This window comes from Gammaproteobacteria bacterium (assembly GCA_015709695.1).
Classification (GTDB): Bacteria; Pseudomonadota; Gammaproteobacteria; order Steroidobacterales.
In genome coordinates this window covers 198,071-220,958 of record CP054183.1, presented here as the reverse complement: position 1 = coordinate 220,958, position 22,888 = coordinate 198,071, and the positions used below count along the sequence as shown (strand labels likewise).

At 68.2% G+C, this 22,888-nt stretch carries 20 protein-coding genes and 1 riboswitch; of the genes, 9 read left to right on the top strand and 11 right to left on the bottom strand.

The features are described 5' to 3' along the window. Positions 1-92: 92 nt before the first annotated feature. Positions 93-962 (bottom strand): succinate--CoA ligase subunit alpha, encoded by an 870-nt coding sequence (gene sucD, locus HRU81_01115; GenBank protein ID QOJ30818.1) that lies wholly within the window; start codon positions 960-962, stop codon positions 93-95. After that, positions 959-2,128, bottom strand: a complete 1,170-nt coding sequence (sucC, locus tag HRU81_01110; GenBank protein ID QOJ30817.1) for an ADP-forming succinate--CoA ligase subunit beta — start codon at positions 2,126-2,128, stop codon at positions 959-961. The genes sucD and sucC overlap by 4 nt, the downstream gene beginning before the upstream one ends. Positions 2,129-2,289: 161 nt before the next feature. Here sucC and HRU81_01105 point away from each other — a divergent pair, with 161 nt between their 5' ends. The 8 genes from HRU81_01105 to zapD all read left to right on the top strand — a co-directional run bounded on the left by HRU81_01105 (position 2,290) and on the right by zapD (position 11,679). Continuing rightward, a complete protein-coding gene (locus HRU81_01105) occupies positions 2,290-3,948 on the top strand; it encodes a PAS domain-containing protein (protein QOJ30816.1) in 1,659 nt (552 codons plus the stop codon). After that, the gene (locus HRU81_01100) at positions 3,945-5,267 is read left to right on the top strand and encodes a sigma-54-dependent Fis family transcriptional regulator (GenBank protein ID QOJ30815.1); all 1,323 of its coding nucleotides are present in this window, start codon (positions 3,945-3,947) and stop codon (positions 5,265-5,267) included. Before HRU81_01105 ends, HRU81_01100 begins: the two co-directional genes overlap by 4 nt. A gap of 242 nt (positions 5,268-5,509) precedes the next feature. Further along, a complete protein-coding gene (locus HRU81_01095; GenBank protein QOJ30814.1) occupies positions 5,510-6,019 on the top strand; it encodes a pilin in 510 nt (169 codons plus the stop codon). A gap of 156 nt (positions 6,020-6,175) precedes the next feature. Continuing rightward, positions 6,176-7,897: a type IV-A pilus assembly ATPase PilB gene (gene pilB, locus HRU81_01090; protein ID QOJ30813.1), complete on the top strand. Its 1,722-nt coding sequence runs from the start codon at positions 6,176-6,178 to the stop codon at positions 7,895-7,897. Between the two features lie 201 nt (positions 7,898-8,098). Further along, entirely contained in the window at positions 8,099-9,217 is a 1,119-nt protein-coding gene (locus HRU81_01085; protein ID QOJ33228.1) for a type II secretion system F family protein, read from the top strand. After that, positions 9,204-10,112 carry a prepilin peptidase gene (locus HRU81_01080; protein ID QOJ30812.1) on the top strand — a complete coding sequence of 303 codons (909 nt, stop codon included), beginning with the start codon at positions 9,204-9,206 and terminating at the stop codon, positions 10,110-10,112. The genes HRU81_01085 and HRU81_01080 overlap by 14 nt, the downstream gene beginning before the upstream one ends. A 26-nt stretch (positions 10,113-10,138) precedes the next feature. After that, positions 10,139-10,768, top strand: coding sequence for a dephospho-CoA kinase (locus HRU81_01075; protein ID QOJ30811.1), 630 nt, complete (start codon positions 10,139-10,141; stop codon positions 10,766-10,768). A 107-nt stretch (positions 10,769-10,875) separates the two neighbouring features. Continuing rightward, a complete protein-coding gene (gene zapD / locus HRU81_01070) occupies positions 10,876-11,679 on the top strand; it encodes a cell division protein ZapD (GenBank protein ID QOJ30810.1) in 804 nt (267 codons plus the stop codon). Here the strand turns inward: zapD and mutT are convergent. The 3 genes from mutT to HRU81_01055 form a co-directional block, all read right to left on the bottom strand. After that, on the bottom strand, positions 11,665-12,096 hold the full coding sequence (mutT, locus tag HRU81_01065; GenBank protein QOJ30809.1) for an 8-oxo-dGTP diphosphatase MutT: 432 nt from the start codon (positions 12,094-12,096) through the stop codon (positions 11,665-11,667). The genes zapD and mutT overlap by 15 nt on opposite strands. Continuing rightward, the gene (gene secA, locus HRU81_01060) at positions 12,075-14,846 is read right to left on the bottom strand and encodes a preprotein translocase subunit SecA (GenBank protein QOJ30808.1); all 2,772 of its coding nucleotides are present in this window, start codon (positions 14,844-14,846) and stop codon (positions 12,075-12,077) included. Before secA ends, mutT begins: the two co-directional genes overlap by 22 nt. Before the next feature lie 211 nt (positions 14,847-15,057). Continuing rightward, positions 15,058-15,978: a peptidoglycan DD-metalloendopeptidase family protein gene (locus HRU81_01055; GenBank protein ID QOJ30807.1), complete on the bottom strand. Its 921-nt coding sequence runs from the start codon at positions 15,976-15,978 to the stop codon at positions 15,058-15,060. A 130-nt stretch (positions 15,979-16,108) separates the two neighbouring features. Continuing rightward, positions 16,109-16,194, bottom strand: a riboswitch (cyclic di-GMP riboswitch). A 74-nt stretch (positions 16,195-16,268) separates the two neighbouring features. Here HRU81_01055 and HRU81_01050 point away from each other — a divergent pair. Further along, the gene (locus HRU81_01050) at positions 16,269-16,592 is read left to right on the top strand and encodes a DUF721 domain-containing protein (GenBank protein QOJ30806.1); all 324 of its coding nucleotides are present in this window, start codon (positions 16,269-16,271) and stop codon (positions 16,590-16,592) included. 15 nt (positions 16,593-16,607) lie between these two features. Here the strand turns inward: HRU81_01050 and HRU81_01045 are convergent, their stop codons facing one another. From HRU81_01045 to murB, 6 genes are all read right to left on the bottom strand, one after another. Further along, complete coding sequence (locus HRU81_01045; protein ID QOJ30805.1) at positions 16,608-17,519, bottom strand: UDP-3-O-acyl-N-acetylglucosamine deacetylase; 912 nt, start codon at positions 17,517-17,519, stop codon at positions 16,608-16,610. A 252-nt stretch (positions 17,520-17,771) separates the two neighbouring features. Further along, a complete protein-coding gene (gene ftsZ, locus HRU81_01040; protein ID QOJ30804.1) occupies positions 17,772-18,950 on the bottom strand; it encodes a cell division protein FtsZ in 1,179 nt (392 codons plus the stop codon). 63 nt (positions 18,951-19,013) lie between these two features. Further along, positions 19,014-20,249 (bottom strand): cell division protein FtsA, encoded by a 1,236-nt coding sequence (gene ftsA, locus HRU81_01035; protein ID QOJ30803.1) that lies wholly within the window; start codon positions 20,247-20,249, stop codon positions 19,014-19,016. Beyond that, positions 20,242-21,027, bottom strand: a complete 786-nt coding sequence (locus HRU81_01030; GenBank protein QOJ30802.1) for an FtsQ-type POTRA domain-containing protein — start codon at positions 21,025-21,027, stop codon at positions 20,242-20,244. The genes ftsA and HRU81_01030 overlap by 8 nt, the downstream gene beginning before the upstream one ends. Next, positions 21,017-21,982 (bottom strand): D-alanine--D-alanine ligase, encoded by a 966-nt coding sequence (locus HRU81_01025; GenBank protein ID QOJ30801.1) that lies wholly within the window; start codon positions 21,980-21,982, stop codon positions 21,017-21,019. The genes HRU81_01030 and HRU81_01025 overlap by 11 nt, the downstream gene beginning before the upstream one ends. Next, positions 21,979-22,878: a UDP-N-acetylmuramate dehydrogenase gene (gene murB, locus HRU81_01020; GenBank protein QOJ30800.1), complete on the bottom strand. Its 900-nt coding sequence runs from the start codon at positions 22,876-22,878 to the stop codon at positions 21,979-21,981. The genes HRU81_01025 and murB overlap by 4 nt, the downstream gene beginning before the upstream one ends. Positions 22,879-22,888: the final 10 nt, after the last annotated feature.

The following is a 22,888-nucleotide window of genomic DNA, read 5'->3' as shown; positions in this document are numbered from 1 at the left end:
TTCGGTCTGCCGCTGCCCTTGCATGCCTCGCCCCGCTTGCACCGTGGTCCGGAGAGGGAGTTACCGAAACCGTAACACCGGCACCTTGTCCGTCAGCCGAGGAGCTCCTTCATGGCCTGGCCGAGTTCGGCCGGCGAGCGCACGGCGCGCACATGGGCCTCCTCGAGCGCGGCGTACTTGGCTTCCGCGGTGCCGGCGCCTCCGGAGATGATGGCGCCCGCGTGGCCCATGCGCTTGCCCGCGGGCGCGGTCACCCCGGCGATGTAGGCCACCACCGGCTTGGTGACGTGGTCACGGATGTAGCGGGCGGCGGCCTCCTCGTCGCTGCCACCGATCTCGCCCACCATGATGATGCCCTCGGTCTGCGGGTCGTCCTGGAACAGCGCCAGGCAGTCGATGAAGTTCATGCCGCGGATCGGGTCGCCGCCGATGCCGACGCAGGTGCTCTGGCCGAGGCCGATGCTGGTGGTCTGGTAGACCGCCTCGTAGGTCAGCGTGCCCGAGCGCGAGACGATGCCGATGCGGCCGGGCTTGTGGATGAAGCCGGGCATGATGCCGATCTTGCACTCGCCCGGGGTGATGATGCCCGGGCAGTTCGGGCCGATGAGGCGGCAGCGGTAGTCGCCGAGCACGGCCTTGACCTTCACCATGTCCTGGACCGGGATGCCCTCGGTGATGCACACCACGAGCTCGATGCCGGCATCGGCCGCGGCGAGGATGGCATCGGCGGCGGCCGGGGCCGGCACGAAGATCACGCTGACGGTGGCGCCGGTGGCCCTGACCGCCTCCGGCATGGTGTCGAATACCGGCAGGCCGAGGTGGCTCTCGCCGCCACGTCCGGGCGTGACGCCGGCAACGACCTGCGTGCCGTACTCCAGGCACTGCTGCGCATGGAACTGGCCCTGCCGGCCGGTGAGGCCCTGGCAGATGACGCGGGTATTGCGGTTGACGAGGATGCTCATGACTGGATCCCGGCTGCGGCCACGACCTTGCGCGCGGCATCGGTGAGATCGGCGGCGGCGGTGATGTCCAGGCCGCTCTGCGCCAGCAGCTTGCGTCCCTGCTCGACGTTGGTGCCCTCGAGGCGCACCACCACCGGCACCTTGACGCTCACCTCGCGCACCGCCTGGATGATGCCCTCGGCGATGAGGTCGCAGCGCACGATGCCGCCGAAGATGTTGACGAGGATGGCGCGCACGGCCTGGTTGCTGAGGATCAGCTTGAACGCCGCCGCCACCCGTTCGGGCGTGGCGCCGCCACCGACGTCGAGGAAGTTCGCCGGCTCCCCGCCGTGGAGCTTGATGAGGTCCATGGTGGCCATGGCGAGCCCGGCGCCATTGACCATGCAGGCGATGTTGCCGTCGAGCGAGACGTAGTTGAGGTCATGCTCGGCGGCCCGCCGTTCCATCTCGTCTTCCTGCGAGGGATCGCGCATGGCCTGCAGTTCGGCGCGCCTGAACAGCGCGTTGTCCTCGATGTTGATCTTGGCATCCAGAGCCAGCAGGTTGCCCTCGGCGGTGACGATCAGCGGATTGACCTCGATCAGGCTGGCGTCGCAGTCGCAGAACAGGCGGTAGAGCTTCTGGCAGATGTCGATGAACTGCTTGATCTGGTCGTTGTCGAGGCCCAGCGCGTAGCCCATCTGGCGCACCTGGTAGGCCTGCAGGCCCGCAGCCGGATGCACGGCGGTGCTGAGGATCTTCTCCGGGGTCTTCGCCGCGACCTCCTCGATGTCCATGCCGCCGGCCGCCGAGGCCAGGAAGGACACCCGCTGGCGGTTGCGGTCCACCAGCAGCGAGAGGTAGAGCTCGCGCTGGATGCTGCTGCCCACCTCGACGAACACGAGGTTGACCGGCAGGCCCGCCGCGCCGGTCTGCTTGGTCTTCAGGCGGGAGCCGATCATGCCGGCGGCGGCGGCCCGCACCTCCTCGGCGCTGCGGGCGAGCTTCACGCCACCCGCCTTGCCGCGACCACCCGCGTGCACCTGGGCCTTGACCACCCAGAGGCCACCGCCGAGCCGGTCGGCTGCGGCGCTGGCCTGGGCGGGAGTGGCGGCCACCTCGCCCCGGGTGACCGGGATGCGGTAGCGTGAGAACAGCTGCTTGGCCTGGTATTCGTGCAGGTTCATGGGTGGAGCGCGCGCCTTGGCTGCAAGTGCGCGTATTGTGGGGGAATCCGGGGTTTAGTCAAACGCGCCGCGGCGAACCGGCCCGACGACCCGCAGTGTGAAGCCGGTCACGACTGCACCCTGCCGATCCGACATAATCCCCTTTCTTCGCGGAAGACCCGATGGCCATTTCCGAGCAAACCATACCGGCCCCGTTCCGGGCGGCGGGCGAGGCTACCCGGTCACTCGCCCCCGACGCCTCGCGTCGCGTCGTGCGCCTGGTCGCGGTGTTCCGCGTGCTCGTCGGCCTGGCCCTGCTGGCCGTGTCGCTGGTTTCCGGTGATGCGCCGCTGCTCAACGAGCGGCTGCCCGGGGAATTCCGCGGCACCGCCGCGCTCTATTCGCTGGCCGCCATCGCCATCCTCGTCTACCAGCGCCGCCAGCCGATCGCCGGCCCGCTGCGCGTTCCCGCGCTGCTCTTCCTCGACATCGTGGCCATCGTCGTGCTGATCCACACCGGCGCCGGCATCCGCAGCGGCATAGGCGGCCTGCTGGTGGTATTCGTCGGCGCCGCCGCCCTGACCCTGTCCGGGCGCCATGCCTTCCTGGCAGCTGCCATCGCCACGCTGGCGGTGCTGCTGGAGCAGACGCTGGCCTTCTCCCAGCGGCTGGCGCCGGTCAACGACTTCATCGCCGCCGGCATGCTCGGCGCGGTGATCTTCGCCATCGCCGCCGCCGCCTTTCCGCTGGCCAGGCGCCTGGAGGAAAGCGAGGCACTGGCGCACCAGCGGGGCATCGACCTCGCCAACATGGCCCAGCTCAACGAGTACATCATCCGCAACCTGCGCGAGAGCATCGTCGTGGTGGACGCCGCCGACCACGTGCGCCTGATGAACCAGCCGGCAGCCGAGCAGCTGGGTGTGCGGACCCAGGCCACCGGCCAGCCGCTGCGGCGCATCTCGCCCGAACTCGCGCGCCTGCTGGAAGGCTGGCGCCGCGGCGAGGACTCGCGCCGCCAGCTGCCGACCTTCGTCTCGGCGGATGGCAGCACCCAGGTCAACAGCTACCTGGCGCCGCTGGAGGGCCGAGAGGACGGCCCGGTGCTGATCTTCCTCGAGGACGCGGGGCTGCTGGCGGAGAAGGTGCAGCAGTCGAAGCTCGCGGCCCTGGGGCGCCTCACCGCCAGCATCGCCCACGAGGTGCGCAACCCGGTCGGCGCCATGAGCCATGCGGGCCAGCTCCTCGAGGAATCACCGGCCATCGGCCCGGAGGAGCGCCGCCTGCTGCAGATCATCCGCACCAATTCCCGCCGCGTCAGCGACATCGTCGACAACATCCTGCAGCTGTCGCGCCGCGAGGAAAGCAAGCCGCAACTGCTGTCGCTGCGCAGCTGGACCAGCGCCTTCGTCACCGAATTCACCACCACCCTCGAGCTGTTCGAGGGCCAGGTGGCGGCCGTCACCAGCGAGGATGTCGAGGTGCGCATGGATCCCGGCCATCTGCACCAGGTGGTGTGGAACCTGTGCGAGAACGCGGTGAAGTACGCCAGCGAGGCCGCGGGCGGCATCGCCGTGGAGCTGTCCTGGGGCCGCATGCCCGGCAGCCGCCGGCCGTACCTGGAGGTCGCCGACCGCGGCCCCGGCATCCACGAATCGCTCATCGACCGCGTGTTCGAGCCGTTCGCCACCGGCCCCGCCGGTGGCACCGGCCTCGGGCTGTTCATCTCCCGGGAGCTCTGCGAGTGCAACCGCGCGGCGCTCATCCTCGAATCGCGCAAGGGTGGCGGCAGCCTCTTCCGCATCGTCTTCGCCGACCCGGCACGCTGGGGGAGTGACGCATGAGCAGGCCCCTGGCGCTGGTGGTGGACGACGAGCCCGACATCCGCGAGCTGCTGACCATCACCCTGCAACGCATGGACATCGACAGCCGCGCCTGCGGCGACATTGCCACCGCCAAGGCCCAGCTCCGCGGCGGCGATTTCCAGCTCTGCCTCACCGACATGCGCCTGCCCGATGGCGACGGCCTCGACCTCGTCGCCTGGATGCAGGCCTCGGGGCTGCGCACCCCGGTGGCGGTGATCACCGCGCATGGCAACGTGGAGACGGCGGTGCGGGCACTCAAGTCCGGCGCCTTCGACTTCATCTCCAAGCCGCTGGACCTCGCCAACCTGCGCAAGCTGGTCGCCAACGCGCTGAAGCTCTCCAGCGTCGAGCCGGCGGCGCCCGCCGGCCGCGCACGACTGCTGGGGGAATCGGCACCCATGCAGAAGCTGCGCGAGATGATCACCCGCGTGGCGCGCAGCCAGGCCCCGGTGCACATCACCGGCGAATCGGGCACCGGCAAGGAACTGGTGGCGCGCATGATCCACGACCTGGGCGCGCGCGCCGCGGGACCCTTCATGCCGGTGAACTGCGGCGCCATTCCCGGCGAGCTCATGGAGAGCGAGTTCTTCGGGCATCGCAAGGGCTCCTTCACCGGAGCGGTAGCCGACAAGCCGGGCCTGTTCCAGGGCGCCGACGGCGGCACGCTGTTCCTCGACGAGATCGCCGAGCTGCCGCTGCCCATGCAGGTGAAGCTGCTGCGGGTCATCCAGGAGAAGACCATCCGGCCGATCGGCCAGCCGCAGGAAGTGGCGGTCGACGTGCGTATCCTCTCGGCCACGCACAAGGACCTGCGCGCGCTGGTGGCTGCCGGCCAGTTCCGCGAGGACCTGTTCTACCGCATCAACGTCATCGAGCTGCGGGTTCCTCCCCTGCGGGAACGGGGCAGCGACGTGCTGCTGCTGACCCACCACCTCCTGGAGCGCCAGGCGCGCGACCTGGGCGTCCCGGTGCCGAAGCTGAGGGCGGAAGCCGCCGCGAAACTTGCCGCTTATGCCTTCCCGGGCAATGTCCGCGAGCTGGAAAACATCGTCGAGCGCGCGGTGGCACTCTCTGCCGAAGGCGACATCGCGGCCGAGGACATCCAGATCCATGCCAGCACGGCTGACCTGGCCGCCAGCAACGCCAGCGGCCTCGGCGAGCGCATCGACTCGGTGCAGCGCGAAGCCATCCAGAAGGCGCTGGAGGCCAATCGCTTCAACAAGACCGCCGCCGCGAGGCAGCTGGGCCTGACGCTCCGGGCCCTGCGCTACCGGATGGGCAAGCTCGGCATGGAGTGAGCGGCCGCAGCCCGGCTGACCAGGATGGTCACATCCTGACGCAGTACGTCACCCGCCAGCGGCGCCAGCCCATTCATTATGTCGAGGGGACTTGGCAGCCTGTCTTAATGCAGGCGGCAAATCCTTGTGGTACCGGCACTTGCGCCATCGACCGTGCGGGTGGCACAGCCCTTGCACTCACTCCACCCGAAATGGTCTTTTGCCATTCGCATTGCCACCACTTGAAACAGGAGCATCACACCATGAAGACGATCCAGAAGGGCTTCACGCTCATCGAGCTGATGATCGTGGTCGCCATCATCGGCATCCTGGCCGCCATCGCCATCCCGGCGTACCAGGACTACACCATTCGCTCGCAGGTGACCGAAGGGCTCACGCTGGCTGCCTCCGCCAAGGCGGCGGTGGCCGAGTCCTTCGCCAACAGGGGCCAGGCCCCGGCCGACCGCGCTGCCGCGGGCATGACGGCGACGGCGACGGACACCAGCGGCAATTACGTCACGCAGGTCGACGTTGCCAACGGCACCATCACCATCACCTATGGCAACAGCGCCAACTCGGTGATCGGTGGCGAGACCCTCAGCCTGACCCCGTATGAGTCTGCCGACCTGAGCGTCGTCTGGCGCTGCGGGAATGCGGCTGCTCCCGCCAATACGGCCCTCCTGGGTACGGCTGGCGGTGGCGCCACCGCGGCCTACGCGGCGCCGTCGGCCGGCATGCTGAACAAGTACCTGCCTGCCGCCTGCCGTCCGTAATCGCCGGTTTCTCGAGACCCGGGAGAGGGGGCTTCGGCCCCCTCTCCTTTTTGTGCGTGTTGTGCGCACCACGACCGGTTGCGCTGGCGGCGTCCACGGGATAAGACGGTATACTGTCGCGATTCGAGCCCCAGGGAACGCCCGCCGCCAGGACACATGGCCGTCAGCCCTACCTCATCGCCCCTCTCCGGCCTGTCGCGGCGCCTGGTCCAGGACGGCATCGTCGCCGAGGAAACCATCGTGCAGGCCATTCAGGCCAGCAAGGCCGACCCGGGCGGCCTGGTGCCCTACCTCGTGTCCCGCAACCTGGCCGATCCGCGCCAGATAGCCATCGCCGCAGCCAGCGAGTTCGGCATCCCCCTGCTCGATCTCGATGCCATGGAAACCGACCTCGACGCCTTCAAGTCGGTGGACCGCCAGCTGCTGGCCAAGCACCGGGTGCTGCCGCTCCTGCTGCGGAGCAAGCGGCTGTTCCTCGGCATGGCGGACCCGACCAACCTGCAGGCGATAGACGAGATCAAGTTCCAGACCAGCTTCCGGGTGGACCCGGTCGTGGTGGAACAGAACAAGCTCGAGCAGATCGTCTCCAGGACCCTGGATGCCGTCGACACCTCCATGAGCAACATGGCGGACGACGACTTCGACCTGGAAAGCCTCGAGGTCACCGGCGGCGACGAGGACGCTGTCGACGAACCAGGCCGCGACGACACGGTGGACGCACCCGTGGTGCGCTTCGTGAACAAGGTGCTGCTCGATGCCATCAAGCGCGGCGCCTCGGATATCCATTTCGAGCCTTACGAAAAGATCTATCGCGTCCGCACCCGCCTCGACGGCGTGCTCAAGCAGGTGGCGGCCCCGCCGCTGGCGCTGTCATCGAAGGTCGTGGCGCGCCTGAAGGTCATGGCGCGCCTGGACATCGCCGAGCGCCGACTGCCGCAGGACGGGCGCATCAAGATGAAGCTGTCGAAGAACCGCGCCATCGACTTCCGCGTCAACACCTGCCCGACGCTGTTCGGCGAGAAGGTGGTACTGCGCATCCTCGACCCCAGCAGCGCCAAGCTCGGTATCGATGCGCTGGGCTACGAGGAGCAGCAGAAGAAGGCGTATCTGGATGCGCTGGCCAAGCCCTACGGCATGATCCTGGTCACCGGCCCCACCGGCAGCGGCAAGACCGTCTCGCTCTACACGGGCCTCAACATCCTCAACACCGAGGACCGCAACATCTCGACCGCGGAGGATCCGGCGGAAATCAACATGCCGGGCGTCAACCAGGTCAACGTCAACCCCAAGGTGGGGCTGACCTTCGCGGCCGCCCTGCGGGCCTTCCTGCGCCAGGACCCGGACGTGATCATGGTCGGCGAGATCCGCGACCTGGAAACCGCCGAGATCGCCATCAAGGCGGCCCAGACCGGTCACCTGGTGCTCTCCACGGTGCACACCAACGATGCGCCGAAAACGCTCTCCAGGCTGGTGGACATGGGCGTGAAGCCCTACGCCATCGCCAGTTCCGTGCACCTGATCATCGCCCAGCGCCTGGCCCGGCGCCTGTGTGAAAGCTGCAAGGAAATCAAGGATATTCCGGAGGAGGCCCTGCTCCAGGAGGGCTTCACGACGCACGATGTGCACGGCGGGCTGCGCATCTATGGCCCGGTGGGCTGCAAGGCCTGCACGGACGGCTACAAGGGCCGGGTCGGCATCTATCAGGTGATGCCCATCACCGAATCCATCTCGCGCATCATCCTCGAAGGCGGCAGCGCCCAGGAGATCGCCGAGCAGGCCAGCAAGGATGGAATCTGGGACCTGCGTCGCTCCGCGCTGCAGAAAGTCAAGGACGGGGTTACCAGCCTGGAAGAGATCAACCGGGTTACGATTGATTGATTTTCTGCGGGACAGGTCCCGGCGGGCGCGCGACGGGACCGTAAGATTGGGTGAACGGGCCGATGTTTCCCGAGATCGGCCAGAAACGGTCATGGTGCGGTCATGGCACAGAGCATAGCCACCAAGCAGGCCGCCTTCCTGTGGGAAGGCACCGACAGCCGGGGCAACCGGGTACGCGGCAAGAGCGTGGCGGCCACCGAGGTGGCGGTGCGCGCCGAATTGCGCAAGCAGGGCGTCGTCCCGGTCAAGATCAGGAAGCAGTCCACCCTGTTCAAGGGCAAGGGCAAGGTGACCGCGGGCGACATCGCCCTCTTCAGCCGCCAGCTCGCCACCATGCTGCAGGCGGGCATCCCGCTGGTGCAGGCCTTCGAGATCGTCGGCGCGGGCCATGACAACCCTGCGATGCAGAAGCTGATCCTCTCCGTCAAGCAGGACCTCGAGGGCGGTACCTCGCTGGCGGAGTGCCTGGCCAAGCATCCGCTGTACTTCGACGACCTCTATCGCAACCTGGTCGAGGTCGGCGAACATTCCGGTTCGCTGGACAACCTGCTCGACAAGGTGGCCACCTACAAGGAAAAGACGGAGATCATCAAGAAGAAGATCAAAAAGGCGCTGTTCTATCCAACGGCGGTCATCGTCGTGGCCATTATCGTCACCACCATCCTGCTGATCTTCGTGATCCCGCAGTTCGAGGCCCTCTTCAAGGGCTTCGGTGCCGACCTTCCGGCTTTCACGCGCATGGTCATCAACCTCTCCAATTTCATGCAGGAGAAGGGCATCTACCTGCTGCTGCTGCTCGCAGGCGCCGTGGTCGGCTACATCCAGATGAACAAGCGCTCGCGCAGGCTGCGCGAGATCCAGGACAAGCTGGCGCTGAAGCTGCCCATCGTCGGTGATATCCTCACCAAGGCGGCCATTGCCCGCTTCGCACGCACGCTGTCGACCATGTTCAGCGCTGGTGTGCCGCTGGTGGAAGCCCTGCAGTCGGTGGCAGGTGCCACCGGCAACGTGATCTTCGAGCGGGCCGTCCTGGACATGAAGGACGAGGTGGCAACCGGCCAGCGGCTGCAACGAGCCATGGAGAACACCGGCATGTTCCCCAACATGGTGATCCAGATGATCGCCGTGGGCGAGGAATCGGGCTCGCTCGACTCCATGTCGGCCAAGGTTGCCGATTTCTACGAGGCGGACGTCGACAACGCCGTCGACGCCATGAGCAGCCTCCTCGAGCCACTCATCATGGCCATCCTCGGCGTGCTGGTGGGCGGCCTGGTGGTGGCCATGTACCTGCCGATCTTCAAGATGGGTGCCGTGGTCTGACGGACCCGGCAGCGGCGCGGACGATGGGGCCTTGTTGATCAACGCCGTCGCCGCGCTGCTAGGCCTCGTCGTCGGCAGTTTCCTCAACGTCGTCATCTACCGCCTGCCGGTGATGCTGGAGCGTGGCTGGCGGCGCGACGCGCGTCTCGTGCTTGCGCCCGACGAGCCGCTGCCTCCCGAAGAGCCGCCATTCAACCTGGCCAGTCCCCGCTCCTGCTGCCCGTCCTGCAAGACGCCGATCAAGGCGCGGCACAACGTGCCGGTGCTGGGCTGGCTGTGGCTGCGCGGCCGTTGCGCGTCCTGCAGGGTGCCCATCCCGCTGCGCTACCCGGCGGTCGAGGCCCTCACGGGCCTGGTCTCCGCCCTGGTGGCCATGCGCTTCGGCCTGTCGCTGGAAGGCATGGGGGCGCTGCTGCTGTGCTGGTCGCTCATTGTCCTGGCATTCATCGACCTCGACCACCAGATCCTGCCCGACATCATCACCCTGCCGCTGACCTGGGCCGGCCTGCTGTTCGCCCTTGCCGGCGGTGATGCCGCCGGGCATCTGGTCCTGGCAGACCTGCGCAGCGCTGTCATCGGCGCCATGGCCGGCTATCTCAGCCTGTGGCTGGTCTATCATGGCTTTCGCCTGCTCACGGGCAAGGAAGGCATGGGCCATGGCGACTTCAAGCTGCTGGCGGCACTCGGCGCCTGGCTCGGCTGGCAGATGCTGCCGCTGATCATCATGCTGTCGGCCCTGGTGGGTGCCAGCATCGGCATCGCGCTCGTGGTCCTGCGTGGTCGCAATAGCCAGCAGCCCCTGCCCTTCGGGCCCTTCCTGGCGGCCGCCGGCTTCGTCGCCCTGCTCTGGGGCCAGCCGATCATCGACGCCTACCGCCACTTCAGCGGGCTCTGAGCGCGGCCAGCTCGCCGCGGCAGCCCATGGAGCGGATCCTGCGCATAGGGCTCACCGGCGGCATCGCCAGCGGCAAGACCACCGTGGCCAGGCTGTTCGCCGGGCTGGGTATCCCGGTAATCGATACCGACGAGCTGGCCCGCGAAGTCGTGCGGCCGGGCTCCCCCGGCCTGGCGGAGATCGTCGCCACCTTCGGCAGGGAGGTGCTGGACGGCTCCGGTGCGCTGGACCGGCGGCGCATGCGGGCGCTGGCCTTCGCCGATGCCGGAAATCTTCACCGGCTGGAGGCCATCACCCACCCGCGCATCGAGGCGGCCGCCCTGGCCGCATGCCAGCGTGCAGGCGGACCCTACCAGCTGCTGGTGGTGCCGCTGCTTCTCGAATCGGGCTTCGATCGCCACGTCGATCGCATACTGGTGGTCGACTGCCCGGCGGAGACCCAGCGTCGCCGCCTGCTGGAGCGCGACCAGGAGGATCCGGCACAGGCCGCACGCATCCTGGATGCACAACTCGATCCCGCGACGCGGCGCGCGCGGGCCGACGACATCATCGACAATGACGGTGACATCGCCCGGCTGCACGAACAGGTGATGCAGCTGCACGAGCGCTACCTGGCGCTCGCGGCCCGGTCCGGGTCCGCAGACGGGGGTGGCTGAGTCGCGGCAGTCCGGTGCCCGCTGTCCGTTGCCCTGCCCGGTTCGCTGGCGCAGAATACCGGCAGATTCCGAGTCTTCCTCGTCGAACCGGGAACGAAGCCCACGACATGACGCCCTCCGCCGAGGTGCTGGTCGCACCGTCAGCAGCAGCCGCCGCCGTGCTCTACGAGCAGCCGCTGGCCGAGCGCATGCGCACCTTGCTGCGGCTCGAGGCCCTGTACCAGCAGTTCCTGTACCACGTTGGCGAGCCCGCGCCCTGGAGCACCCGGGCGGTGATGTTGAGCCTGCTCGACATGATCACCATCCTCAACCGCGGTGACGTGCGCAACGACGTGCTGAAGGAGCTGGACCGGCAGCTCTATGTCTTCGACCGCTACCAGAACATGCCGGCGGTGGACGACAGCCGGCTGAAAAGCGTGCTGCGCAACCTGCGCCAGCTGCGCGAGGAGCTGGTGGCAGTGGGCTCGCAGTACCTGCAGCCGTTGCGGGAAAGCGAGTTCCTCAATGCCATCAAGCACCGCAGCGCGATCCCCGGCGGTGCCTGCGAATTCGACCTGCCGGAGTACAGCCACTGGCTGCGGCGGCCCTACGCCGACCGCATTGCCGACGTCGAGCGCTGGATGTCCACCATCAAGCCCCTGTGCAACAGCATTGCCGAGCTGCTGTGGCTGGTGCGGGAGAGCACGCCGCCGACCATGCAGGTCGCTGTCAATGGCGCCTACCACCATGTGCTGGCCCGCGAGAGCACCGCGAGCCTGCTGCGGGTCGGCCTGCCGGCCGGAACCGCCATGTATCCGGAGATCAGCGGCAGCCATCACCGCTTCACGATGCGCTTCATGGAGTGGCCGGACTCGATGGGCCGGCCGGTACAGGTGGCGCGCGACGTCCGCTTCCAGCTATCGGTCTGCTGAGCGGGCGCGGCGGGCGAGCAGCGCATCCACCACCGGCTCGTCGGCGGGCAGCAGCCCGACACCGGGCAGTCGTTCCACGGCTTCCCAGCGCAGAGGCTGGCCTTCCAGGGCGCGGGGCTCCCCCGCGTAGCTGAGCACGTCCCAGACATCGAGCAGCACCCTGCGATCAGGGTACTCGTGGCGGCAGCGCACCAGCGGTTCGGCCAGCAGGACCTCGACGCCGATTTCCTCGCGCAGCTCGCGGATCAGGCCGGCCAGCGGCGCTTCGCCAGACGCGAGCTTTCCACCCGGGAATTCCCAGCCACCCGCCATGTGCGATCCGCGAGGCCGCCGGGCGATGAGGACCAGGCCTTCCTGGCTGCGCAGCACGCCGGCGACGACATGGATCTCCTCGCCTAGTCCACGCGCCCGTGGCATTGCTTGTATTTCTTGCCCGAGCCACAGGGACAGGGCTCGTTGCGGCCGATCTTGCGGCCACCGCGCACGAACGGGGTATCGGCCGCGGCGGGAGCCGGCAGGGGCGGGCGAGGTCCCGGCCCGCCGGGGCCGCGCAGCGAGCCGGCCGCAGCCGCCGGCGGCGGCTGCGGCGCCATCGGCGAGGCGGCCTCGGCATGGGTGAACTGCATGCGTCGCTCGTCAGGTTCCCTGGTGGCAGCAACCGCTGCGACGTCCTGCTCGCTCTGCAGGCGCACGCGCGCCAGGATCGATACGGTTTCGCGCTTCACCAGCTCGAGCATCTGGCCGAACATCTCGAACGCTTCCCGCTTGTATTCCTGCTTCGGGTTGCGCTGGGCGTAACCGCGCAGATGGATGCCCTGGCGCAGGTAGTCCATGGCCGCCAGGTGCTCCTTCCAGTGGTGATCGAGCTGCTGGAGCATCACCGTCTTCTCGAGGTGACGCATGATGGCCGGGCCGATCTCCTCGCATTTGCGCTGGTAGGCCGCCGCGACCTCGGCGACGACGCGCTGCCGCACCGCCTCGTCGTCGACCTTGCTGTCCTGACCCAGCCACTCGCCGATGGGCAACTGCACCGCGAACTCACGTTCCAGTGCCTGCTGCAGGGCGGGGATGTTCCACTGCTCCTCCATGCTGCCGCGGGGCATGTGCTCCTCGACGATGGTGCCGACGACCTCGTCGCGGATGCCGTTGACGGCATCCAGCACGTCCTCCGCCCCCATCAGCTCGTTGCGCTGCTGATAGATGACCTTGCGCTGGTCGTTGGCGACGTCGTCGTATTCCAGCAGGTTCTTGCGGGCGTCGAAGTTGTGTGCTTCCACCTTGCGCTGCGCGCGCTCGATCTGCTTGGTGAGCATGCGGCTCTCGATCGCCTCGCCCGGCTGCATGCCCACCCGGGCCAGGAGCGCCTTGGTGCGCTCCGGGTCACCGAAGATGCGCATCAAGTTGTCCTCCATCGCCAGGTAGAACCGGCTCGAACCCGGGTCTCCCTGGCGGCCGGAGCGGCCCCTCAACTGGTTGTCGATGCGGCGTGATTCGTGGCGCTCGGTGCCGATGATGTGCAGCCCGCCGGAGGCCAGCACGGCCTCGTGACGCTGCTGCCACTCCTGGCGACGGGTCTCGCGCTCGGCATCGGTGATGTCTTCGCCGAGTGCCGCCAGCTCGGACTGCAGGTTGCCGCCGAGCACGATGTCGGTACCGCGACCGGCCATGTTGGTGGCGATGGTGACCGCCCCCGGCCGCCCGGCGTCGGCGACGATCAGCGCCTCGCGCTCATGCTGCTTGGCGTTGAGGACCTGGTGCGGGATCGAGTCCTTTGCCAGCAGGCCGGAGAGGTGTTCCGAGGTCTCGATGGACGTGGTGCCGACGAGTACCGGCTGCTGCCGGCTGCGGCAGTCGCGGATGTCCTCGATGATGGCGGCAAACTTGTCCTTCGCGGTCAGGTAGACCAGGTCGGCATGGTCCGCGCGCACCATGGGCCGGTGCGTGGGAATCACCGCCACCTCCAGGCCGTAGATCTGCTGGAATTCGAAGGCCTCGGTGTCGGCGGTGCCGGTCATGCCCGCCAGCTTCTGGTACATGCGGAAATAGTTCTGGAAGGTGATCGAGGCGACCGTCTGGTTCTCCTCCTTGACCACCACGCCTTCCTTGGCCTCGACCGCCTGGTGCAGGCCGTCGGACCAGCGGCGGCCCGCCAGCGTGCGGCCGGTAAACTCGTCGACGATCACCACCTCGCCGTCGCGCACGATATAGTCGACGTCACGCTTGTACAGGGCGTGGGCACGCAGGCCGGCCGTCAGGTGATGCATGAGCCGGATGTTGGCCGCATCGTAGAGGCTGGCACCTTCGCTCAGCAGGCCCTCGCGTGACAGCAGGTCCTCCACCTTCTGGTGCCCCGCCTCGGTGAGGAACACCTGCTTCAGTTTCTCGTCGACGCTGAAATCCCCCGGGCCGTCCTCGACTTCCTGACGGACAAGGAACGGAATCAGCCGGTTGATCCGCACATACAGCTCGCTGTTCTCGTCGGATGGCCCGGAGATGATCAGCGGTGTGCGCGCTTCGTCGATGAGGATGGAATCCACCTCGTCGACAACGGCGTAGGCGAGCTCGCGCTGCATCTGGTCCTCGCGCCGAAAGGCGAGGTTGTCCCGCAGGTAGTCGAATCCGTACTCGTTGTTGGTGCCGTAGGTGATGTCCGCGCCATAGGCGTCGCGCTTCTCCGTGCGGCTCTGGTTGCTGCGGATGACGCCGACGCTCATGCCAAGGGCGCGGTACACGGGACCCATCCACGTCGAGTCACGCTGCGCCAGGTACTCGTTGACCGTTACCAGGTGCACGCCCTTGCCGGGCAGCGCATTGAGGTAGGCCGGCAGCGTCGCCACCAGGGTCTTGCCCTCGCCGGTGCGCATCTCGGCGATCTTGCCCTCGTGCAACGCCAGGCCGCCCACGAGCTGCACGTCGAAATGCCGCATTCCCAGGGTACGGCGCCCGGCTTCCCGTACCGCCGCGAAGGCTTCAGGCACCAGGTCATCGAGGCTGGTGCCGTTGCGCAAACGCTCGCGGAACTCGTCGGTCTTGGCGCGCAGCTGCTCGTCGCTGAGCTTCCGGAAATCGTCTTCCAGGGCATTCGCCCGGGCGACCACGGTGCCGTATTGCCGCAGCAGGCGCTGGTTGCGGCTGCCGAACAGGCGGGTGAGGACATTGGCAAACAAAGGTCAGGTTCTCCCGGCTGCACTACCTCACGGCTGCCAGCTCGCCGCCTTGCGGGCCTCGCGGATTGCAGCGGTCTGCGGTGCAGCGCGCACACGGCACCCCCGGACATTCGGGGGCGCCCATTCTAAGGCCCTTTGGGGGAATTCGGCACAACTCCGCGCGGCCCGCGGAGCCTCGATGCGAGGGAATGCCGCCGCAGCAATCCGGGGTTCAGGTGGCCTGGCGGATGAAGCGCTGCGGATCCACCGGCCGGCCGCGATGCCAGACCTCGAAATGGAGGTTGGGCCCGGTGGCGCGGCCCGTGGCACCCATGAGCGCGATGGTCTCGCCCTGCTGCACATGGTCGCCCACGCGGACCAGGTTGCGGGCATTGTGGGCGTAGCGGGTCACGTAGCCATTGCCGTGGGTCACTTCCACCATGCTGCCGTAGCCCTGGCGCGGACCCGACCAGGTGACGACGCCGGTGGCAACCGCCACGATCTCGGTGCCGACCTTGGCCGCGAAATCGATGCCCCGATGCTCGCGAAGTTCGCCGGTGAACGGATCGGTGCGGCGACCGAAATAGCTGGAGATGAAGCCGGCCTTGACCGGGCGGCCACGCGGCCGGATCTCCTCGTTCAGCTTGCGGTCGACCAGCAGCGTCGCCAGGATCGACAGCTGGCGCTGCTGGTGGCCCAGACGGGCGTCCAGGTCATCGAGCTCGGCACCAAGGCCGGCCACCGCTCCCGGGCTCACCGCGGGCTCCTCAGGTCCGCCGATTCCTGGCGGGGCGGAAAAATCGAATTCGCCATCATCCAGCTTGGCCATCTCGGTGAGCCTGCCACCGAGCGCATTGAGACGGATCACCTGGGCATTGAGGCTGGCGACACGGATGGCCAGCGCGTTGACCCGGTCCCGGGCCGCATCGCGGGCCTGCTCGACGGCCGCCTGCTGCCCGGCGATGGTCTGCTGCAGCTCCAGGATGCGCTCATCGGCTGGAACGTGGCCGACGCTGCGCGCCAGGCCGAAGCCGAGTCCAAAACAGCCCGCCAGCAGCGCCATGGCCGACAAGGCCATGCCGGCCGCCAGCGGTGGCGTCAGGGTCACGTGCCGGGTACCGCGCATGCTGCGGCACAGGATGATGAAATTCATGCGCCGGATCCCCTTGGGCGCTGCGTCCCGTATGTTGCTGTTCTTGTCACGGCGGACGCTGCCGGCATCCCCGGCTTGCGCCCTTGCGCCCAAGCTGTCGTCGCCGCAGGCGCGCGCACGCGCCCGCGAGTTCGGCAACCCCGCTATCATAGGATTCGCTCCTGTAGACCGGTGGCTTTGCGTCCCCGCCTTTCGACGGGTTTGCCCTTATCGCCGACGCGACTATGCCGGGCGATTTGATATAAGACAAGAATGCGGCTTCACATTGCGCGGGCCGCGGACCGTGACGGATGTCCCGGAAAACCCCCAAGTCCCTATCAGAGCTTGTGTTCCGCCCGGGTGGCCCGCTTCAGGAGCTGGCGGATCGGGCCGCGGCGGCAACCAGGCTCACCGATGGCCTGCGCGCGGCGCTGCCCCCGGCGCTGGGGGACCAGCTGCGGGCTGCGCAGCTGCACGACGACGGCACCCTCGTGGTACTCGCCGCCAGCTCGGCCTGGGCGGCGCGCCTGCGCTTCGAGGCCGATGCCCTGCTTGCCTGCGCACGACGGCAGGCGCCGGGCGCCTCGCGCGTGGAAGTGAGGGTAGCAGGCCCGGGGAACCCCGAGGCCGGCTGAGCGCACCCGCCCGGCTCAGACGGCGGCGGCAGGCGCCAGGAACGAGATGGGAGCGCGGCCCTCGTTCTCGAAGGTCACGAGTTCCCAGGCATCCCGCTCGGCCAGCAGGGCACGGCACAGCTGGTTGTTCAGCGAGTGGCCGGACTTGAAGCCGGAGTACTCGCCGATGAGCGCATGGCCCAGCAGGTAGATGTCACCGATGGCATCGAGGATCTTGTGCTTCACGAACTCGTCCTCGAACCGCAACCCGTCCTCGTTGAGGATGCGGAAATCATCCAGCACGATGGCGTTGCCCATGCTGCCGCCGAGAGTCAGGTTGCGGGCCCGAAGTGCCTCGATTTCCCTGGCGAAACCGAATGTGCGGGCGCGGCTCACTTCCTTCAGGAACGAGGTCGAGGAGAAATCGACCGACGCCTCCTGCGAGTGCCGCTTGAAGACGGCATGATCGAAATCGATGCGGAAGTTCACGCGCAACCCGGCATACGGGCGGAATTCCGCCCACTTGTCACCGTCCTCGACACGGACCGGCCTGCGGATGCGTATGAAGCGCTTCGGCGCCCCCTGCTCGGCAATGCCGGCCGATTGCAGCAGGAACACGAATGGCGCCGCGCTGCCGTCCATGATCGGCACCTCGGGCGCAGTGAGGTCGACATAGGCATTGTCGATGCCGAGGCCCGCCATCGCGGCCAGCAGGTGCTCGACGGTGGCAACCTTGACCGAGTCCTTCACCAGCGTGGTGCCAAGCATCGTCTCGCCGACGTTGAGCGCATGGGCTGCCACATCGGCGGGTGGCTCCAGGTCGACGCGACGGAACACGACGCCGGTGTTCTCGGCCGCCGGCCGCAGGGTCATGTAGACCTTGCGGCCGGTATGCAGGCCAATACCGGTGGCGCGGATCGCGGTCTTGAGGGTTCGCTGCTTCAGCATCGCATTACTCCCCGGGACTGGCTGCAAGTGACCGGCCGGCGGCTGGCGCCAGGTCCTGTCGCATCAGTGCCACACCGATGCCCGCTCGCGACCTCTCACGAAGCCCGGAATGTCCTCGAATGGCGCACTGTGGTACTCCGTAAGTCGTTGATTTGCCAGACGGCAACTGCTGACTTAGCGGATATCGCAGACACAACGCGCGCACGTTAGCACAGGACGTGATGCCGTCGCAACGAACCCCTCCCTCGAGCCTCAGTCCGCCTGGCGCCGCAGGAAGGCCGGGATATCCAGCATTTCGAAGTTCGCCTCGGTCACCGGACCCGCCATGACCGGCGACTCGTTCACCGCCCTGCGCCGGTGGGCAGGCCGCTCGTAGGCCTCGTAGCTCGGCTGCGTCGCTTCCACGGGAGCGGCGGCAGCCGCCGCACGGGGCACCACCCGCATCGGCGTGACTTCGGGCTGGCGCATGGCCTCCGGCCGACCGAGACCCGTGGCGACCACGGTGACGCGGATGCCGTCGGACATCTCCGGGTCGATGACCGTGCCGATCACCACGGTGGCGTCGTCCGAGGCGCACTGCTTGACCGTCTCGCCCACCTGATGGAATTCGCCGATCGACAGGTCCATGCCCGCCGTGACGTTGACGAGAATGCCACGCGCGCCCTGCAGGTTCACTTCCTCGAGCAGCGGGCTGGAGATGGCGGCTTCCGCTGCCTCGCGCGCCCGGTCCTGGCCGGTGGCGGTTCCGGAGCCCATCATCGCCATGCCCATCTCGCCCATCACGGTACGCACGTCGGCAAAGTCGACGTTGATCAGGCCCGGCCGGGTGATCAGCTCGGCGATACCCTGCACGGCACCCTGAAGCACCTCGTTGGCGGCACGGAATGCATCGAGCAGCGTGGTCTGCGAGCCGAGCACCGACAGCAGTTTCTCGTTGGGGATGGTGATCAGCGAATCGACATACTTGCCGAGGTCATGGATGCCCTGGTCGGCCGCGGCGAGGCGCTTGCGCCCCTCCATCTTGAAGGGCCTGGTGACGACGGCAACGGTCAGGATGCCGAGTTCCTTGGCCACCTGGGCCACCACCGGCGCCGCACCGGTTCCGGTACCGCCACCGAGGCCGGCGGTGATGAACAGCATGTCGGCACCGCTGATCACCTCGATGATCCGGTCGCGGTCCTCCATGGCGGCCTGGCGGCCGACATCCGGATCGGCGCCTGCGCCCAGGCCCTTGGTGATGTTGCAGCCGATCTGCAGCGCCGTGCGGACATTGGAGCCGCGCAGCGCCTGGGCATCGGTGTTGGCGCAGATGAACTCCACGCCCTCGATACCGCAGCTGGCCATGTGCTTGACGGCGTTGCCGCCGCCACCCCCGACGCCGATGACCTTGATCACGGCGTTCTGGCTCATCGCATCCATCAGTTCAAACATTGCCGCTTCTCCTCCACAAACAACAACAACGCACCTTCGGGGCCTCTATGAGTCAGGGGCCCCTTAAAAGCTTCCCTGGAACCAGGCCTTCATGCGGGCCCAGACGTCCTGCATCCCGGAACCGACGGGTGTCTCGCCGCCGGGCCTGGCGGCACGATCCCGCGCGTACAGGAGCAGGCCGACACCGGTGGCATGGATCGGGTTGCGCACCACGTCGCCAAGCCCGCGCACATGCTGCGGCAGGCCGAGGCGCACCGGCATGTGGAACACCTCCTCGGCCAGTTCCACCGCCCCCTCCATCTTGGCGCTGCCACCGGTGAGCACCACGCCGGCCGCCACCATCTCCTCGAAGCCGCTGCGGCGCAGTTCGTCACGGACGAAGCCGAACAGCTCCTCGTAGCGGGGCTCGACCACCTCCGCCAGCGTCTGCCGCGCCAGGCGCCGGGACGGACGATCGCCCACGCTGGGCACCTCGATGGTCTCCTCGGCCGTGGCCAGCTGCGACAGCGCACAGGCGTACTTGATCTTGATCTCCTCCGCGTACTGCGTCGGCGTACGCAGGGAGATGGCGATGTCGTTGGTCACCTGGTCGCCGGCGATGGGGATCACCGCGGTGTGGCGGATGGCGCCGGAATTGAACACCGCGATGTCGGTGGTGCCGCCGCCGACGTCGACCAGGCAGACGCCGAGCTCCTTCTCGTCGTCGGTAAGCACCGCGTGGCTGGATGCGAGCTGCTCCAGCACGATGTCCTCCACTTCCAGGCCGCAGCGCTGCACGCACTTGACGATGTTCTGGGCGGCGCTCGCCGCGCCAGTCACCATGTGTACGCGGGCCTCGAGGCGCACGCCCGACATGCCGATCGGCTCGCGGATGCCCTCCTGCCCGTCGATGATGAATTCCTGGGGCAGTACGTGCAGGATCTTCTGGTCGGCCGGAATGGCCACGGCGCGCGCCGCGTCGATGACGCGGTCGACGTCGCTGCGGGTCACCTCGCGGTCGCGGATGGCGACGATGCCGTGGGAGTTGAGGCTGCGCACGTGGCTGCCGGCGATGCCGGTGTAGACCGCGTGGATCTCGCAGCCGGCCATCAGCTCGGCCTCCTCCACCGCGCGCTGGATCGAATTCACCGTGGACTCGATGTTGACCACCACGCCCTTCTTGAGGCCGCGGGAGGCGTGCATGCCGAAGCCGATGACTTCCAGCGAGTTGTCCTCCTGCAATTCGCCGACGATCGCCACCACCTTCGAGGTGCCGATGTCGAGCCCTACCAGCAGGCGCTGCTCGGATTTCCTAGGCATGCGGGCGGCGCTCCTCCTCGGGTGCGGTGCGTACCGCGGCTGGGCTCTTCCAGCCAATGGCAAAGCCGTTCGGATAGCGCATGTCCACGTAGTCCACTTCACCCGCCATGTGGGTCAGGGTCCGGTCGAGCACCTGGAAGAAGCGCTCGATGCGTTCGTCGACGCCGTTGGCCCCGAGGCGCACCTGCAGGCCGTTGCTGGTCTGGAATGCCCAGGCCCCGCGCTCGTCGAGCGTGACGCTGGCGGCGGACATGCCGCGATGCTCGAGCTGTTCCTGCACGGCAAAGTAGCGCTGCGTCACCTGCGCCTCGGTCCCCGGCGGTCCCTTCAGGCGCGGCAGCTCGGCGGGCACGTGCTCCGCATCGGGCAGGAACAGTTCGCCGGCCGCGTTGAGCAGGCCACGCTCGCCCCAGCAGGCAACGGGCCGCTCCTCGCGCACGCCGATCTCCAGCGTGCCCGGATAGCGGCGTCGCACCTCCACGTTCGCCACCCAGGGCAGCGCCGTGAGGCCCGCCTGCAGGGCCTCGATGTCGACGTCGAGGAATCCCGCCCTCGCGTAGGGCTCCACCAGGGCCTCGATCTGGATGGCCGAGACACGCTGGAACGGCCCGGTGAGCCTGAGCGTGACGATCGGCCGGTTGAGCAGCCAGGCGCCGGACTGGTAGCCGCCCGCGGCGAGGACAAGCACCGCAGCGGCCAGGCCGATGCCGCGCCAGGGGATCGCCGGCATGGCCATGGCCGGCCGCTCGCTGCGACGCCGGTTGCGCCTACGCAGCATGGCTCGGGCCCTCCACCGGAAAACTCGTCTCGAGGATGCGCCAGACGAGTTCATCGAAGCCGATGCCGGCCGCGGCTGCCGCCATCGGCACCAGGCTGTGGCTGGTCATGCCGGGAACGGTGTTGACCTCGAGCACCCTGGCAACGCCATCCGCGCCGACCATCAGGTCCACCCGGCCCCAGCCCGATGCCGCCACGGTGTCGAAGGCCGCGGCGGCCACCGCCGCGAAGCGCCGCTCGGTTTCCGGCGCCAGGCCGCAGGGGCAGATGTAGCGGGTCTCGTCGCTGAAGTACTTGGCCTGGTAGTCGTAGAAGATCGCCCTGGCCTCGATGCGGATCAGCGGCAGCACGCGGCCATGGAGGATGGCAGCGGTGTATTCGGCGCCCTGGATCCACTCCTCGCAGAACACCTCGTCGCCGAAGCGCGCGGCCGCCGCATACGCGTGCGGCAGGTCCTCCGCGCGCTGCACCTTGCTCATGCCGATGCTGGAGCCCTCGCAGGCCGGCTTGACGATCAACGGCAACCCGAGGTCGGCCAGTGCGGGCGCGAAATCGCGCTCGCTGCCGAGCACGTGGAAGCGCGGGGTCGGCACGCCAACGGCCGCCAGCAGGCGCTTGGTGCGCAGCTTGTCCATGGCGATGGCCGAGCCGAGCACGCCGCTGCCGGTGAAGGGAATGCCAAGGCAGCTGAGCAGCCCCTGCATGCTGCCGTCCTCGCCACCGCGGCCATGCAGGGCGATCCAGACGCGGTCGAAGCCGCCCCGCTGGAGCGCGGCCGGGAAATCAGCCGTCGGATCGAGGCGCTCCGCCTGCACGCCCTGGCGCATCAGCGCCTGGTGCACGGCCTCGCCGGTCAGCAGCGAGATCTCGCGTTCCGACGACTTGCCGCCGAGGAGCACGGCGACCTTGCCGAAACGCGCCGGATCGCTGATGCGCGGATACCTGCCGGAAATCATCCCCTGCTCTCCCTGCCCGCGGCCTCGCCCAGCACATGCACTTCGGGTACGAGGCTGATGCCATGGACCTCCGCGACCCGTGCCTGGACATGACCGATCAGCGCCTCGATGTCGGCGGCAGTGGCCTTGCCGGTGTTGATGATGAAGTTGGCGTGCTTCTCCGAGACCTGGGCGCCGCCGATGCGCGCGCCCTTCAGCCCCGCCGCTTCGATGAGCCGCCCGGCGAAATCGCCCGGCGGGTTGCGGAACACGGAGCCGCAGCTCGGCATGCCCAGCGGCTGCTTCGCCTGGCGCTCCTGGATCAGCGCGCGCACCGCATCGAGGCTGGTGGGCCGCGATGGATCGAAGCGGAAGCGGGCCGCGAGGAACCACTCGCCCGCGGGTCCCCGGACCTCGCGATAGGCGACCCGGTAGTCCTCCGGGCTGCGGCGCGCCACCTCGCCACGGCGATTGACCGTTTCCACCTCGACCACGTGCTGCCAGGTCTCGCCGCCGAAGGCGCCGGCGTTCATCGCCAGCGCCCCGCCGACGGTCCCGGGAATGCCGGCGAAGAAACTGGCCGGACCGACTCCCCAGCGCGCGCAGTGCCGCGCCAGCACCGTGCAGGGCACGCCGGCCTCGGCCTCCACCAGCCCGTCGCCGATGTGGCGCAGGTGCTCGAGGCAGCCGGCCGTGGCGATGACCACGCCGCGAATGCCGCCGTCGCGCACCAGCAGGTTGCTGCCGAGTCCGACCCAGTGGACGGCGGTGGCAGGATCCAGGCGCTGCAGGTAGTCGACCAGTTCGTCGCGTGATCGCGGCTTGAAGTACACGTCTGCCGGGCCGCCGACGCGCCAGGACGTGTGCCGGGCCATCGGTTCGGCGTAGGAGATCCTGGCTTTTTCCGGTGCTGCCATGACCACGGCC

Excerpts from the sequence above, each read along its gene's own strand:
- HRU81_01095 (QOJ30814.1), top strand. The coding sequence starts at position 5,510 with ATGAAGACGATCCAGAAGGGCTTCACGCTCATCGAGCTGATGATCGTG.
- HRU81_01050 (QOJ30806.1), top strand. The coding sequence starts at position 16,269 with ATGTCCCGGAAAACCCCCAAGTCCCTATCAGAGCTTGTGTTCCGCCCG.
- HRU81_01030 (QOJ30802.1), bottom strand. The coding sequence starts at position 21,027 with ATGCTGCGTAGGCGCAACCGGCGTCGCAGCGAGCGGCCGGCCATGGCC.
- HRU81_01055 (QOJ30807.1), bottom strand. The coding sequence starts at position 15,978 with ATGAATTTCATCATCCTGTGCCGCAGCATGCGCGGTACCCGGCACGTG.
- pilB (QOJ30813.1), top strand. The coding sequence starts at position 6,176 with ATGGCCGTCAGCCCTACCTCATCGCCCCTCTCCGGCCTGTCGCGGCGC.
- murB (QOJ30800.1), bottom strand. The coding sequence starts at position 22,878 with ATGGCAGCACCGGAAAAAGCCAGGATCTCCTACGCCGAACCGATGGCC.
- sucC (QOJ30817.1), bottom strand. The coding sequence starts at position 2,128 with ATGAACCTGCACGAATACCAGGCCAAGCAGCTGTTCTCACGCTACCGC.
- HRU81_01025 (QOJ30801.1), bottom strand. The coding sequence starts at position 21,982 with ATGATTTCCGGCAGGTATCCGCGCATCAGCGATCCGGCGCGTTTCGGC.
- HRU81_01075 (QOJ30811.1), top strand. The coding sequence starts at position 10,139 with ATGGAGCGGATCCTGCGCATAGGGCTCACCGGCGGCATCGCCAGCGGC.
- HRU81_01045 (QOJ30805.1), bottom strand. The coding sequence starts at position 17,519 with ATGCTGAAGCAGCGAACCCTCAAGACCGCGATCCGCGCCACCGGTATT.
- HRU81_01105 (QOJ30816.1), top strand. The coding sequence starts at position 2,290 with ATGGCCATTTCCGAGCAAACCATACCGGCCCCGTTCCGGGCGGCGGGC.
- zapD (QOJ30810.1), top strand. The coding sequence starts at position 10,876 with ATGACGCCCTCCGCCGAGGTGCTGGTCGCACCGTCAGCAGCAGCCGCC.
- sucD (QOJ30818.1), bottom strand. The coding sequence starts at position 962 with ATGAGCATCCTCGTCAACCGCAATACCCGCGTCATCTGCCAGGGCCTC.
- ftsZ (QOJ30804.1), bottom strand. The coding sequence starts at position 18,950 with ATGTTTGAACTGATGGATGCGATGAGCCAGAACGCCGTGATCAAGGTC.
- ftsA (QOJ30803.1), bottom strand. The coding sequence starts at position 20,249 with ATGCCTAGGAAATCCGAGCAGCGCCTGCTGGTAGGGCTCGACATCGGC.
- mutT (QOJ30809.1), bottom strand. The coding sequence starts at position 12,096 with ATGCCACGGGCGCGTGGACTAGGCGAGGAGATCCATGTCGTCGCCGGC.
- HRU81_01100 (QOJ30815.1), top strand. The coding sequence starts at position 3,945 with ATGAGCAGGCCCCTGGCGCTGGTGGTGGACGACGAGCCCGACATCCGC.